Below are 13,107 nucleotides of genomic sequence, written 5' to 3'. Positions count from 1 at the left end.
TTAGTTTTTCAGTTCTTCCAATCTCGCTGATACTTTCTCCCGCTGCTCGGTATAATCCCGCTCTTTTTCCCGTTCTTCTTCTACGACATGGGCGGGAGCCTTGGCGGTGAATCCTTCGTTCGCCAGTTTCTTCTGTACACGGGTCACTTCTCCGTCCAGGCGTTTCTTTTCATCCTCGAGACGTTTGATTTCCGCATCAAGGTCCAGCAGTCCTTCCAGCGGCATGTACAGCTCCACTCCGGAGAGGACGGAACTCATCGATTTTTCCGGCGCTTCCAGTCCGGTGCCGATCCGGAGTTCGGATGGGTTACAGAATTTATCCAGATAGCTCTGGCCGCGCAGCAGCTGGGCTTCGACTGCGCTGCTGCCGGCATTGAGGAACAGAGTGATTTCTCGGGACATCGGTACATTCAGCTCTGCTCTCGTATTACGCACCGAGCGGATGATTTCCTGCAGCAGCTGCATGTCTTCGACGGATGTCCGGCTTCCCTGCCCGCTCGGCTTCGGCCACGGTGCTCGGGTGATGGTTTCCCCTTCATGCGGCAGGTGCTGCCACACTTCTTCTGTAATGAAAGGCATGAATGGATGGAGCAGCCGCATCGTGCGGTCCAGGACGTACGCAAGAATCGAGCGCGTCGTATGCTTGGCTGCGTCATCTTCTCCGTTGAGCGGCAGCTTTGCCATTTCAATATACCAGTCACAGAAGTCGTCCCAGATGAAGTTGTACAGCGCCCGGCCGACCTCTCCGAATTCATACGCGTCGATGTATTTGGTGACGTGTTCGATCGTGTCATCGAGACGTGTGAGGATCCATTCGTCGGCGATGGTTTTCTGTCCGCTGATATCAATCTCTTCATACGTGATGCCGTCCATGTTCATGAGGGCAAAGCGGGACGCATTCCAGATCTTATTGCCGAAGTTCCAGTTCGCTTCGACCTTTTCCCAGTGGAAGCGGAGATCGTTGCCGGGAGTGGTGCCGGTGCTCAGGAAGAACCGCAGCGCATCAGCTCCGTACCGGTCGATGACATCCATCGGATCTACCCCGTTGCCGAGCGATTTACTCATTTTACGGCCCTCCGCATCCCGAACAAGACCGTGGATCAGGACGTCTTTAAACGGGCGCTCTTCGGTGAAGTGTCTGCCCTGGAAAATCATGCGGGCTACCCAGAAATAGATGATGTCATATCCCGTGACGAGTGCATCCGTCGGGTAATAGCGCTGGAAGTCTTCCGCTTCTTCCTCCGGCCAGCCGAGGGTCGAAAACGGCCACAGCGCCGACGAGAACCATGTATCGAGTACGTCTTCATCCTGCTCCCAGTTCTCGGGATCTTCCGGTTCGCCGCGCCCGACATAAAGCTCTCCGGTCTCTTTATGATACCATGCCGGAATGCGGTGTCCCCACCAAAGCTGACGGGAGATACACCAGTCGCGGATATTCTCGATCCAGTGCATGTAGGTTTTCTCAAAACGGTCCGGGACGAAATGGACTTTGTTCTCCTGCTGCTGCAGCTCGATGGCCTGTTCTGCAAGAGGACCCATCTTGACGAACCACTGCGTCGACAAGTACGGTTCTACGACGGCTCCGCTTCGCTCCGAATGCCCGACGCTGTGCTCATGATCTTCGATATCAAAGAGGATGCCTTCCTCCTGCAGATCCTTGACGATGGCTTTCCGGCAGTCAAACCGGTCCATCCCCTCATAATGGGCGGCACTGCTGTTCATCGTTCCGGACTCATCCATGACGAGGACGCGTTCCAGGTCGTGCCTCGTTCCGATTTCGAAGTCGTTTGGATCATGCGCAGGCGTGATTTTGACAGCTCCGGAGCCAAAGTCCATGTCGACATAGTCATCCGCTACAACAGGAATCTCTCTGCCGACGATCGGAAGCTTGACGGTCCGGCCAATCAAGTGGCGGTAGCGGTCGTCGTCCGGATGAACCGCCACAGCCGTATCGCCGAGCATCGTTTCCGGACGGGTCGTCGCCACCTCAATCGCCCCATCGCCGTCCGCCATCGGATAGCGCATGTGATAGAAGGCGCCTTTTACTTCCTCGTAGACGACTTCAATGTCACTCAGCGCCGTCTGGGTGGATGGATCCCAGTTGATGATGTACTCCCCGCGGTAGATGAGCCCTTCTTCATACATGCGTACGAAAACTTCCCGCACCGCATCCGAGAGGCCGCTGTCGAGCGTAAACCGCTCACGGGAATAGTCGAGGGAGAGCCCCATCTTCGCCCACTGATCGCGGATAAACGAGGCATATTCCTCTTTCCACTCCCAGCTCTTCTCAAGAAACGCTTCGCGCCCGAGGTCGTGGCGGGAGATTCCCTCCTCCTTCAGCTTGCCTTCCACTTTAGCCTGCGTCGCAATGCCCGCATGGTCCATTCCCGGCAGCCAGAGGGCATCATAGCCCTGCATGCGCTTCGTCCGGATGAGGATGTCCTGCAGCGTCGTATCCCAGGCGTGGCCTAGGTGCAGCCGGCCGGTGACGTTCGGCGGCGGAATCACTACGGTGTAAGGCGTCTTCGCCCCTTCCCCTTCCGCTTCGAAAAATTTGTTCTCCACCCAATATGAGTACCATTTCGCTTCTGTCGCCTGTGGATCATACTTGGATGGCATGGTGACGTTTTGTTGACTGCTCATTCGATCTTCCTCCTTTTTCAGCATATAAAAAACCCTCTTCTCCCTGTATAAAGGACGAAGAGGGTTGTCTCCCGCGGTACCACCTTGTTTCACAGCGTGATGGGCTGTGCACTCATGTGCCGTAACGGGGCATCTCCGGCAGCGGCTCTATGTGACCGCTGCAGCTCCGGGGCGACCTTCAACCGTTCCTTCCGGGATCCCCTCTCAGCGGCATAAAGCCGGGCACCCTCTCTGGCGGAATTTCCGATTTACTCCTCCCCATCTCCGCTGTTACGTCTCTATTTTACAATGGGTTGTTTCCGTTAGCAACTCTCTATTGGTCCAGAAGGTTTTTCTGCACACCGTACTGCTGGAACTGCGCCAAGAAATGACGATGCGAATCCCGCAGTTCTTCCGGCAGATCTGACAGCTGGAACCACGCCAGTGCGAGCGTCTCTTCATCCCCTTCTGTCAGCGGCTGGTCCGGTACAGGAGCGGTATAGACAGCGGAGACCGCATAGTAAGGATCGCCGTTCGGCGCTTCTACATAATAACGTTCCCCGGTGAACGTGCCGAACATATGCAGGTCGTCCTCGGGAAGCTTCAGCCCGGTCTCTTCTTCCGTTTCACGTTTGACCGTCTCCCGGAAAGACTCCCCCGGTTCCATCAGGCCGCCGGGCAGTCCCCATGTTCCTTCTTCCCGCCGCTGCAGGAGCACGTGCTCGTCCGGTGTATAAATAATCACCGCAGCACCCGGCAGCAGCAGCGTTTCCTTGCCCACCTTCTCTCTCATTTTCTGAAAATAGCTCATATCTTTCTTCCTTTCTGTGACCATGTCGTCATTTCCTGTACATGGAAATCAAGTGCCAATACGCTTCTTTTCTATGATATCATAAGAATCAGGGAGTGATGTATGTGGTATTAAAACAGTCGACAGCATCCTGGTTGAAAGACCAGGAACACGTAGTAGAAAATATCATCTATGCATACGGACTGGAGGAGAAAACGGAGGCATTTCTCCGGCAGTGGCATCAAAAAGGAGACCCGCAGAGCCTTCAGGAAGGGCTCGCTGCCTGCTTGAGCATTGCCAGGCATCTCGGGTATCAGCAGCCGGAGGACGGCGAACGTCAAAAGCTGGACGTGCTCAATGAACCGGCCAGAAGCAGGCTTGCTGCCTACAGCTACGGCGACGTCGCTGCGGCGGACCTTGCTGCGGCGGAAGGGCTCCATGTAGAGCAGCTCGAAGAAGAACTGATCCGCTCGGTTAAATACATACAAACCTGCTTCGGCGGAAAGTCCACCTGATGCTCTGCAGAGACGCGGAACGTCATCTGCTCCAGTATCACGGACAATCAGAGGACCCGGAAGTAACGGAACACCTGCACACCTGCGCCTCCTGCAGGGAAACGGCAGAAGAGCTGCAGCAGCTCCAGCTTTTTCAGCTTGATAAACAGCGGGCGCCTTCGATTGATTTACCCGAAGCCGTCAGCAGCAGCGCTGCCAATGGCACGAGCGCTCCGGAAACAAAGCCGCCGCGGCGGGCGGCTGGAAGCTGGGTTTCGCTGACAGCAGCTGCTCTGCTGATCGTTTTCCTTCTGCTGTGGGACGAGATGTATTATTTCAGTGCTGATACGTTCGGGTTCGCTTATGATAAACAGGAACGCCTCGTCTACGATGGCGAGGCGCTGGCAGCCGATGAAAAGGTGGAGAATGATCAGGCATCGGTAGCCGTAGAACAAGTGACAGCGGATGATCTCGCCACCACTTTCCGGGTACGGATTACTGCCAAGGACGAAGAAACGCATTTCGTACCGGGGCACAACACCTTTCTCTTAAATAACATGGAAGCGCTCTGGCCGGAGGCGGAGGACATGGACATTCCTATGATACAGCCGCTTCCACAAGAACCAGAGCTGAAAGACGACGGGGAAGTCGCCGTCACCATGCAGCTGCCTCCGCTGGAAAACCCGGATACCGGGACGATGGAGCTGGCTCTCGGTCCTTTCTTTGAAGACAGCGAAGTAGAAGCTGGGGAGGAACTGCACTTTATGGAGGGCGAGGAGCTGAGCCTGCCGTTTCACGTAGTGGAAAGCCGCGCGTATGAACCGGAAGAGCCCGTATACCTCGATCAGCATGAACATATGCGCCTGTCCAGTGTCCACGTCGGTCCAGCTGCCACCGCTGTCTACTATGAGCAGGAAGCATCTTTAGAAAACCGTACTCACTTCGAAGATGAACCTTCCGCGGTTCTTGGCAGCGGCCAAGAAGCTTCCTTGAAGAGAACGGCCAACCTGCCTTTCCAGAGCTCCAGCATCGAGGAGCCGTTCGTCCTTTATGAGAGCCTCTGGTACGACACGCTGGAGGAAACGACTTTTCGACATGATCATCGGATTGAAGTGGAGCATGAAGAGGAAGTATTCCCCCTGATCGAGGACGACGAGCTGATCAGCCGTTTTGACACCTCTGTCGGCAGCGTTCATATTGACGCCGCCTTGAACAATAATGAACTTCAGGTGGAAACACAATTTCCAGCGTTGTCGCTCCCCTACCTCGGTACGCAGTTTCATCTCGAAATGCCTCAGGACATGCAGCTGAATCAGCAGGTCCAAAGCAACGACTTGATCATTTACGATGAAGAAGGCCGTGAACAGCCGCATTTCACTGCTTATGCTGACCGTCATCAATATCATCATCTGAAAGAGGAGACAGCCACGCTGTCCACCAACGGCAGCGAGGAACTGACCCTGTCCGATTTACAGGGACTGCAGTACCGGTTGAACTACGTCGTCACGAGAACGGAAGAGTCAGGAGAGATGACTGTATCATTACAGCGCGTGGAGGACGAATAGCCGCTGACCACCAGCGCCGTCCGCTTTCCTGATGAGAACGCACGCATTCCTGCTCCAGATCGGAAGCGCGAAGCGCCATGCAGCCGCAGCCTCGTGCTGGGGCCGCTCCTTTCTGCGCGAGCGTCTATAGATCTGCCAGCCTGGAGCCGTCTATGGTCTTCGCAAGACCGGCGTAGAAGCCGTCGTTCGATTTCTGCAAGCGTGTCTGCGTTTCACCAGTATGCCGGTGAGAGGCAAAGACAAGGTAAAACAGAAACTCGGGTTTGCACTCGTGGCAGGTTCGTGATCGTTATGGACAAACAAAACGCTTTCGGCGATCCAACTTGGATCATCGAAAGCGTTCTTTTCGTGCTGGAAAACAATGCTGCCCCAGCCTGAGCTGTATAGTTCAGAAGGTGGACGGATGTCCGGGATTCAACAGCGTCTCCGCTCTGCTCTGCCTGGACTGGGCTTTAGGCAGAAGCGGCATTAACGTCTCCGGCTTCCGGCTACTGCTGCTGTTCCTGCTGGATCTGTGCGAATGCTTTTTCTGCTGCAGTGATCGTTTCATCGATATCTTCTTCCGTATGCTTCGTGGAGAGGAAGAGGCCTTCAAACTGAGCGGGCGGGAGCGAAATCCCCTGTTCCAGCATGAGATTGAAGAACCGGCTGAACATATCCAGATCCGAAGTCTTCGCCGTAGCAAAATCACGAACATATTCATTCGTAAAGAAGAAGCCGACCATCGATCCTGCATTGACGGTGTGGTGCGGAATGTCATACTTTTTCGCTGCTGCGGCAAGACCTTCCGTCAAGCGGCGCCCGATCCGGTCGAAACGATCGTAATCCTCCGGCGTCAGGCGGTTGATTGTTTCGAATCCTGCTGCCATGGCGAGTGGATTACCGGAGAGCGTCCCCGCGTGATAGATGGCCCCCGCAGGTGCAATCATCTCCATGATGTCGCTGCGTCCACCGAACGCACCGGCAGGCATACCGCCTCCGACGACTTTTCCGAGACACGTCAAGTCCGGCGTCACGCCCAGTTCTCCCTGCGCGCAGTGATAGCCGACCCGGAAGCCAGTCATGACTTCATCAAAAATCAGCAGAGAGCCATGCTCGTTCGTCAGCTCCCGGACGCCTTCCAGAAACCCTTCTTCCGGCCGGACGACACCCATATTGCCGGTAACTGGTTCCAGTATCACTCCGGCAATATCATCGCCGAACTTCTCAAACGCCAGCTTTAAGCTTTCCAGGTCATTATATGGAACCGTCAAGGTATTGGCCGCCACCGACTCGGGTACACCCGGAGAATCCGGCAGTCCAAGCGTGGCTACGCCGGATCCTGCTTTAATGAGGAGCGAGTCGTTGTGACCGTGATAGCACCCTTCAAATTTGAGGATTTTGTTCCGGCCGGTAAACCCTCTCGCTACCCGCAGGGCACTCATCGTTGCCTCGGTACCGGAACTCACCATACGGACCGTCTCGATCGACGGCACCCGTTCGATAATCAATTCGGCCAGCTTCGTCTCCAGGACGTGCGGTGCACCAAAACTTGTGCCCTTCGCCGTCAGTCTCTGCAGAGTCTCGACAATGTGATCATCTGCGTGACCATGAATGAGCGGTCCCCAGGAAAGAACATAGTCCAGGTATTCGTTCCCATCTATGTCTTTGATTCGTGCCCCTTTGCCTTCGTCAAAAAAGATCGGGTCTCTGCCGACCGCGTTAAACGCACGGACCGGACTGTTTACACCGCCGACCATGACGTCTTTCGCTTCCTCAAATGCTGCTGTTGAATTCTCCCATTTCATCGAATCACCTCTATACGCGTTTTTATGCTTCGTCGAGCCAGACGGCGGCGTCTTTTGCGAAGTAGGTCAGAATCAGATCCGCTCCTGCCCGCTTCATGCTGGTCAATTTCTCCATCACGACTGCCTGCTCATCAATCCATCCCTGCGCAGACGCGGCCTTGATCATGGAGTATTCCCCGCTGACGTTGTAGGCCACCACGGGCTTGTGATGCCGGTCGCGCACATCCCGGATAATATCCAGGTACGACAGTGCCGGTTTGACGATGAAAAAGTCTGCGCCTTCTGCTTCGTCCGACTCCGCTTCCCGAAGTGCTTCGAGACGGTTCGCCGGGTCCATCTGATACGTTTTCCGATCGCCGGACTGCGGCGAGGAATGAGCCGCATCACGGAAGGGGCCGTAAAAAGCGGATGCATATTTGACGGAGTAGCTCATGACAGGAACATGCACATAGCCTGCATCATCAAGCCCCTGTCTGATCGCGGCTGTGAATCCATCCATCATATTGGACGGAGCGATGATATCGGCGCCGGCTTCCGCCTGGGAAACAGCCGTCTGGACGAGGAGATCCAGCGACTCATCGTTCTTGATTTCCCCGTTCTCCACGACACCACAGTGGCCGTGATCCGTAAACTGACAGAGGCACGTATCGGCAATCAGATTCAGCTGCGGATGATTGCTTTTGATCTGCCTGAGTGCCCGCTGAACGATCCCGTTTTCGTCGTAGGCACTCGACCCGACAGCGTCTTTGGAGGCAGGCACGCCGAACAGAATCAGCGACTCGATCCCTTTATCCACAGCATCCTGTACTTCTTCGTCCACACGGTCCAGCGACCACTGATAGACTCCCGGCATGGAGGCGACCGGATTTTGAATATCGGTACCATCCATGACGAAAATCGGGTAGATAAAATCTTCCTTGTGCAGTTTTGTTTCCCGCACCATCCTTCTCATCGATGGCGTCGTCCGAAGACGGCGGTGCCGATCAAACGATAAAGACACATCATCACCTGCTTTGTACATATTGGTCAATCATTGCTTCCATGGTATACGTTGAAGGAACAAATGGTGTTCGCCCTGTATAGCGGGCCAGTGCTTCTGCGGTGACAGGCCCGATACAGAGAAAATCAAGCTGTGCCGGCGGCGACGGCATCATTTCAAAACAAGCGAGGACAGCGGATGGACTCATGAGACAAATGCCTGCAGCTGTCTGTGCATACGCAGTCAGTGCCCTCCGGCTGCTCGTTTCAGCAACGGTGTCGTACAGCTCGGCACTATCCACCTGAAAGCCGGCGCGGGCGAGCTCGTTTTCGAGCACCGGACCGGCGATGCGGCTTTTCGGATAAAAAAGCCGTCGACGACGTGGGACTGCAGCCGACACGGCCGATGCAAACGGCCCTGCACGGTACTCTTCCGGTGTGAACAGCACACGGAAGCCAGCGGTAGAAGCCGCGGCGGCTGTTTTGGCCCCGACACAGGCAGTATCCCAATGCCTGCTCTCTGTCATCGAGGAGAACGCCTTTACCGCGTTGACGCTTGTAAAAAGAATCAGTGCGTCCGCATCCGGTAACGGTTTCTCCGGCTTGAAGAAGACCGTCCTCGTCACAGGAACATCCACGCTTTCAAATCCAGCTGCTTCAATACAGCGGCGGAGGCTCTCCTGCTGATGGACTGCCCGGGTATTGATTAGAGATTCCATGGCTCCTGCTTCTCCAGGTCCTCTTTCACCTGATCCAGTACTTCTTTCGCACCCTGCTGCAGCATTTTTTCAGCTGCTTCACGCCCGATCTTTTCCGGATCGTGGCCGGTCCGCGTTTCTTTAAATACCTGCTTGCCGTCCGGCGATGCTACAAGCGCGGTCAGCGTCACCTGATCATCTTCTTCCAGAACCGCATGCCCTGCTATCGGCACGGAACAACCGCCTTCTACCGCGTGCAGAAAGGCCCGTTCCGCTTTCGTCGTACGGGATGTAGTCCGATCTTCGATCTCTGCGAGAAGCTCCAGCAGTTCCGTATCATCCTCTCTGCACTCGATTCCGAGAGCGCCCTGGCCGACAGCCGGCAGGCAGGAAACCGGATCAAGAAACTCCGACACAATCGAAGGATCCCATCCGACACGTTTCAAGCCGGACGCCGCGAGAATGATGGCATCATATCCTTCTTCCCGGCATTTCCGCAGTCGCGTTTCAATGTTTCCGCGGATCCACTGAATCTTCAGATCCGGACGCTGAATGAGTACCTGTGCGGCTCGGCGCAGACTGCTCGTTCCAACGACGGCTCCTGCAGGCAGCTCATCAAGTTTTTCCCCCGTATTGGAGATAAACGCATCCCGTGGATCTTCCCGCTCGGGAACCGCGCCGACCGTCAGTCCGTCTGCTATTTCCGAGGGCAGGTCTTTCAAGCTGTGTACAGCCATATCGATTTCTTTATCGAACATCGCCTGCTCAATCTCTTTGACGAAGAGACCTTTCCCTCCGACTTTGGACAGCGTCACATCGAGGATTTTATCTCCTTTTGTTACAATTTCTTTGATTTCAAACGTAAACGGCAGATCCAGCGCTTCCAGCTGTTCAATGACCCATCGTGTCTGGGTCATAGCCAGGTTGCTGCGCCGGCTGCCGATGACAATATTCCGCATAGTAACCTCCTTGATAGTTCCTCTTGCTTCCGCCCACTATTGTAACATGACACGCCTGCTGGTGCCCCTTACCAGATGTGGAAATCGGAGAATTCGCTGGAAAGGAAATAGTTGATCAGCAGCAGCAGGAAGGCAGCCGTATTTAAAAGCGATACGCTGTAACCTCTCATGCCGGCCACCCGGTACTGGACGAGATAGGCACCGTAAACGAGCAGAACAAGAAAGGAGCTGAGCACCTTCAAATCAAACCACGGAACGCCGCCCGTCGTCATCGCAGCCCAGACCATCCCGAGAATCAGGCCGGTGAACAGCAGCGGTGTGCCCATCAGGACCGCATAGTAGGAATAGCGTTCGAGGCTCGAGAGGGAGCCGAATTTCTCCATCCAGCGCCCCCACACTTTTTTCTTCAACAGCTTATGGTGAATCACGTAGAGGAGAGCGAAGACGAAAGAGATCGTAAACGCCCCATAAGACAGCATCAGCAGTCCTACGTGAACGACGAGAAATTCCGTAATCAGCACGTCGGCCAGTCGGCTGGACACTTCTTCGGCAGGCATCATCAGGCTGATCGAGAGCAGGATAAAGCCGATTGTGTTGACCAGAAGCATGAATATGTTCATGCGTACGCGCGCGTTCAGGATCAGCGAGATGGATACTAAAATCCACACATAGACAAACATACCTTCGAACGCTGTCATGATAGGCAGACGCTCCAAGGTTACAAATCGATAAATAAAGAGAAAGAGCTGCACAATCCAGACAATAGAAAGCAACCAGAAGGCCATACGATTGACCTTCTGGTTCGGCTGCATAAAATCAACGAAGTACCCGAGGACACTCAGGGAGTAGCTGACGAGGAGAAAAAAGTACAGGACACTCATGAGAGGAAGGTCCGGACGAGGGCTTCTTTCTTTTCAGCCAGTCTGGTTCTGCGCTCCTGAATGCTCCATTCTCTCTCCTGCTTGTTGATACGGATATCATGTGTGAGCGGGGATTCCCCCTCTTCAATATGATCTTCCAGAGCGAATACTTTCGTCATATACTGCAGCAGTTCGTCTGCATTATCTTCCTGCGGCACTTCTTTGAGTGCTGTTATTGGATCACGCAGCATTTGATTGATGATGCTCTTCATATGCTTGCGGATCACTTTCTTCTCCCGTTCGGACAGGCTGGAAAGCTTTCTCTCGAGGCTCTCCATCGTCTGCTCCTGCACCGTCGAAGCTTTAGAGCGAAGCGCTGTAATCACCGGCACAACTCCGAGCGTATCGAGCCAGTGACTGAACGCAACAAGCTCTTCTTCGATCATCAGCTCGATTTTCTCCGCTTCTTCTTTTCGTTCCTCCAGATTTGCGTTCACGATGCCCTGCAGATCGTCAATGTCATAGAGATAGACGTTATCGAGTTCTGCAAGCTCTGGATCGAGATCACGGGGAACCGCGATATCAACAAGGAACAGCGGACGTCCGCGCCGTTTTTTCAGCAGGTCCTTCACTTCGTTCTTCCGGATCACATAATCGTTTGAGCCGGTGGAGCTGATCAGAATATCTGTCGACTGAAGGGATTCGTTCATGCGGTCCATCCCCTCTGCTCTCCCGGTGAAGCGCTGGGCCAGCTCTTGTGCTTTTTCTTTCGTCCGGTTCATGACCGTAATGTCGGTAACCCCGCTGGAGGAAAGGTGCTTCGCCGTCAGTTCGCTCATTTTGCCGGCGCCCATCACGAGGACTTTTTTATCATCAAAGCCGTCGAAAATACGGCGTCCGAGTTCCACAGCCGCGTAGCTGACAGAGACGGCATTTTCGCCGATTTTCGTCTCCGAGTGCGCTCGTTTCGCCGTTGTTACCGCCTGCTTGAATAAATGATTGAATACGGTACCGGTCGTTCCGGCCTCTCTTGCTGTATCAAAGCTCTGGCGGATCTGCCCAAGAATCTGTGTTTCACCGAGAATCATGGAATCAAGTCCGCTGGCTACCCGGAAAAGATGTTCGATCGCGTGTTCATCTTCTCTGATTTGAAGATGATGACTGAAGTTCTCTTTCGGTTCTTCAAACCATTCCTGCAGGAAAAGCTTCGTATAGTAACGGCCGGTATGCACCTGATCCGCGACAACGTAGAGTTCTGTTCTATTGCATGTGGATACAATGACACACTCCAGAATGCTTTTCGACTGCCGCAGCTGCTCCAGCGCTGGTGTCAGATCATCCTGAAATGTGAATTTTTCTCGTATTTCTACAGGCGTTGATTTATAATTCAAACTGGTTACTAGTACATGCATGCTGCGGTTCCACCCCCCTGAATCGACATCCATTTATTTTGTCTACTCTGTTATACTCATAGAAGTACTGCTTTCTTAACCATCTTTATAGATTATAACACTTTTAAATAAGGTCGTCACATGATCTGCCGACGCTTTTTTGAAAGAATTGTGACCGATACGGAAAGGAATGATATGTATGAAATCCGGATATGCGCTTCCGGGCGCGGTGCTTTTTGTCATCGGTGTCTACTTTATCACAGAACAGTATAACATCCTTATACCCTATGCAGATATCATTGTAACATGGCCGTCCATCTTTGCGGGCATCGGGTTCATTTTTATGTGGCAGGGCTTTTCCAACAAAGATGACCAGAAAATGTTTACCGGCACGCTGCTGACCGGCCTCGGTATATTGTTTCACGGGGTACATACCCTCGGACTCTGGTCCTACCAGTGGCCTTACTTTACTCTTGTGATCGGCGCTGCCTTTCTGACCAAATACCGGGTGCAGCGCCGTGATGGACTGCTCGCAGGCATCGTGCTGATGGCTGTGAGCGGAGCTGCTTTATTCCAGTCGGAACTTGCCCCGGCATTCCGCATCATACCAGATCCGGTGATGGCCTACTGGCCGGTGCTCTTCGTGCTTGTCGGGATGTACCTGCTGTTCATCAGCAGAAAATAAAGGTTCTCATTCACATGTTAGGCTGATTAGGCTCAGGAATGCTCAAACGATCTTCAAATGGCGGACCTATGATTCTCTTTGAAAAGAAAAAACAAAAACGAACCCTTTTCAGGAGGGAAGGGCGGCGACGTCAGAGGGATCAAGCGCAGTCCGAACATCCTCCTCGCAACGCGAGGAGAGTGGAGGGCAAGCCCCTTGGCAAGCGTCCGCCTGAAACGGAAGAAAAGATGCTACGGAAATGAACCTCTACCCCAACATTTATTTTAGAACCAAAACAA

At 53.9% G+C, this 13,107-nt stretch carries 11 protein-coding genes and 1 other annotated feature; of the genes, 3 read left to right on the top strand and 8 right to left on the bottom strand.

The features are described 5' to 3' along the window. Together G477_RS0106750 and G477_RS0106745 are read right to left on the bottom strand one after the other, a co-directional pair. Window positions 1–2,643: a valine--tRNA ligase gene (locus tag G477_RS0106750; RefSeq protein WP_026697296.1), complete on the bottom strand. Its 2,643-nt coding sequence runs from the start codon at window positions 2,641–2,643 to the stop codon at window positions 1–3. A gap of 47 nt (window positions 2,644–2,690) precedes the next feature. Then, window positions 2,691–2,917: a binding site (T-box leader), on the bottom strand. Between the two features lie 39 nt (window positions 2,918–2,956). Beyond that, a complete protein-coding gene (locus tag G477_RS0106745) occupies window positions 2,957–3,433 on the bottom strand; it encodes an NUDIX hydrolase (RefSeq protein WP_026697295.1) in 477 nt (158 codons plus the stop codon). 104 nt (window positions 3,434–3,537) lie between these two features. Between G477_RS0106745 and G477_RS0106740 the strand changes: the two genes are divergently transcribed. Both G477_RS0106740 and G477_RS0106735 read left to right on the top strand, forming a co-directional pair. Beyond that, window positions 3,538–3,927, top strand: a complete 390-nt coding sequence (locus G477_RS0106740; RefSeq protein WP_026697294.1) for a hypothetical protein — start codon at window positions 3,538–3,540, stop codon at window positions 3,925–3,927. Beyond that, on the top strand, window positions 3,927–5,471 hold the full coding sequence (locus G477_RS0106735) for a hypothetical protein (RefSeq protein ID WP_026697293.1): 1,545 nt from the start codon (window positions 3,927–3,929) through the stop codon (window positions 5,469–5,471). Before G477_RS0106740 ends, G477_RS0106735 begins: the two co-directional genes overlap by 1 nt. Window positions 5,472–5,959: 488 nt before the next feature. Here the strand turns inward: G477_RS0106735 and hemL are convergent, their stop codons facing one another. The 6 genes from hemL to hemA form a co-directional block, all read right to left on the bottom strand. Beyond that, window positions 5,960–7,258: a glutamate-1-semialdehyde 2,1-aminomutase gene (gene hemL, locus G477_RS0106730; protein WP_026697292.1), complete on the bottom strand. Its 1,299-nt coding sequence runs from the start codon at window positions 7,256–7,258 to the stop codon at window positions 5,960–5,962. Between the two features lie 22 nt (window positions 7,259–7,280). Further along, window positions 7,281–8,279, bottom strand: coding sequence for a porphobilinogen synthase (gene hemB, locus G477_RS0106725; protein WP_026697291.1), 999 nt, complete (start codon window positions 8,277–8,279; stop codon window positions 7,281–7,283). Beyond that, window positions 8,263–8,955 (bottom strand): uroporphyrinogen-III synthase, encoded by a 693-nt coding sequence (locus G477_RS0106720; RefSeq protein ID WP_026697290.1) that lies wholly within the window; start codon window positions 8,953–8,955, stop codon window positions 8,263–8,265. The genes hemB and G477_RS0106720 overlap by 17 nt, the downstream gene beginning before the upstream one ends. Further along, window positions 8,943–9,893, bottom strand: a complete 951-nt coding sequence (hemC, locus tag G477_RS0106715; RefSeq protein WP_026697289.1) for a hydroxymethylbilane synthase — start codon at window positions 9,891–9,893, stop codon at window positions 8,943–8,945. The genes G477_RS0106720 and hemC overlap by 13 nt, the downstream gene beginning before the upstream one ends. 68 nt (window positions 9,894–9,961) lie before the next feature. Then, window positions 9,962–10,774, bottom strand: coding sequence for a cytochrome C assembly family protein (locus G477_RS0106710; RefSeq protein ID WP_026697288.1), 813 nt, complete (start codon window positions 10,772–10,774; stop codon window positions 9,962–9,964). Then, on the bottom strand, window positions 10,771–12,165 hold the full coding sequence (gene hemA / locus G477_RS0106705) for a glutamyl-tRNA reductase (RefSeq protein WP_026697287.1): 1,395 nt from the start codon (window positions 12,163–12,165) through the stop codon (window positions 10,771–10,773). The genes G477_RS0106710 and hemA overlap by 4 nt, the downstream gene beginning before the upstream one ends. 178 nt (window positions 12,166–12,343) lie before the next feature. Here hemA and G477_RS0106700 point away from each other — a divergent pair, with 178 nt between their 5' ends. Next, the gene (locus G477_RS0106700; RefSeq protein ID WP_026697286.1) at window positions 12,344–12,829 is read left to right on the top strand and encodes a hypothetical protein; all 486 of its coding nucleotides are present in this window, start codon (window positions 12,344–12,346) and stop codon (window positions 12,827–12,829) included. Window positions 12,830–13,107: the final 278 nt, after the last annotated feature.

Source organism: Alkalicoccus chagannorensis DSM 18086 (assembly GCF_000429725.1).
GTDB lineage: Bacteria > Bacillota > Bacilli > Bacillales > Salisediminibacteriaceae > Alkalicoccus > Alkalicoccus chagannorensis.
The sequence above is the reverse complement of the archived record's forward strand: the minus strand, read 5'-3'. Positions and strand labels throughout refer to the sequence as shown.

What these genes read in the sequence shown, in the direction of transcription:
- G477_RS0106750 (WP_026697296.1), bottom strand. Translation starts at nt 2,643, where the DNA reads ATGAGCAGTCAACAAAACGTCACCATGCCATCCAAGTATGATCCACAG.
- G477_RS0106745 (WP_026697295.1), bottom strand. Translation starts at nt 3,433, where the DNA reads ATGAGCTATTTTCAGAAAATGAGAGAGAAGGTGGGCAAGGAAACGCTG.
- G477_RS0106735 (WP_026697293.1), top strand. Translation starts at nt 3,927, where the DNA reads ATGCTCTGCAGAGACGCGGAACGTCATCTGCTCCAGTATCACGGACAA.
- hemL (WP_026697292.1), bottom strand. Translation starts at nt 7,258, where the DNA reads ATGAAATGGGAGAATTCAACAGCAGCATTTGAGGAAGCGAAAGACGTC.
- hemB (WP_026697291.1), bottom strand. Translation starts at nt 8,279, where the DNA reads ATGTACAAAGCAGGTGATGATGTGTCTTTATCGTTTGATCGGCACCGC.
- G477_RS0106720 (WP_026697290.1), bottom strand. Translation starts at nt 8,955, where the DNA reads ATGGAATCTCTAATCAATACCCGGGCAGTCCATCAGCAGGAGAGCCTC.
- hemC (WP_026697289.1), bottom strand. Translation starts at nt 9,893, where the DNA reads ATGCGGAATATTGTCATCGGCAGCCGGCGCAGCAACCTGGCTATGACC.
- G477_RS0106710 (WP_026697288.1), bottom strand. Translation starts at nt 10,774, where the DNA reads ATGAGTGTCCTGTACTTTTTTCTCCTCGTCAGCTACTCCCTGAGTGTC.
- hemA (WP_026697287.1), bottom strand. Translation starts at nt 12,165, where the DNA reads ATGCATGTACTAGTAACCAGTTTGAATTATAAATCAACGCCTGTAGAA.
- G477_RS0106700 (WP_026697286.1), top strand. Translation starts at nt 12,344, where the DNA reads ATGAAATCCGGATATGCGCTTCCGGGCGCGGTGCTTTTTGTCATCGGT.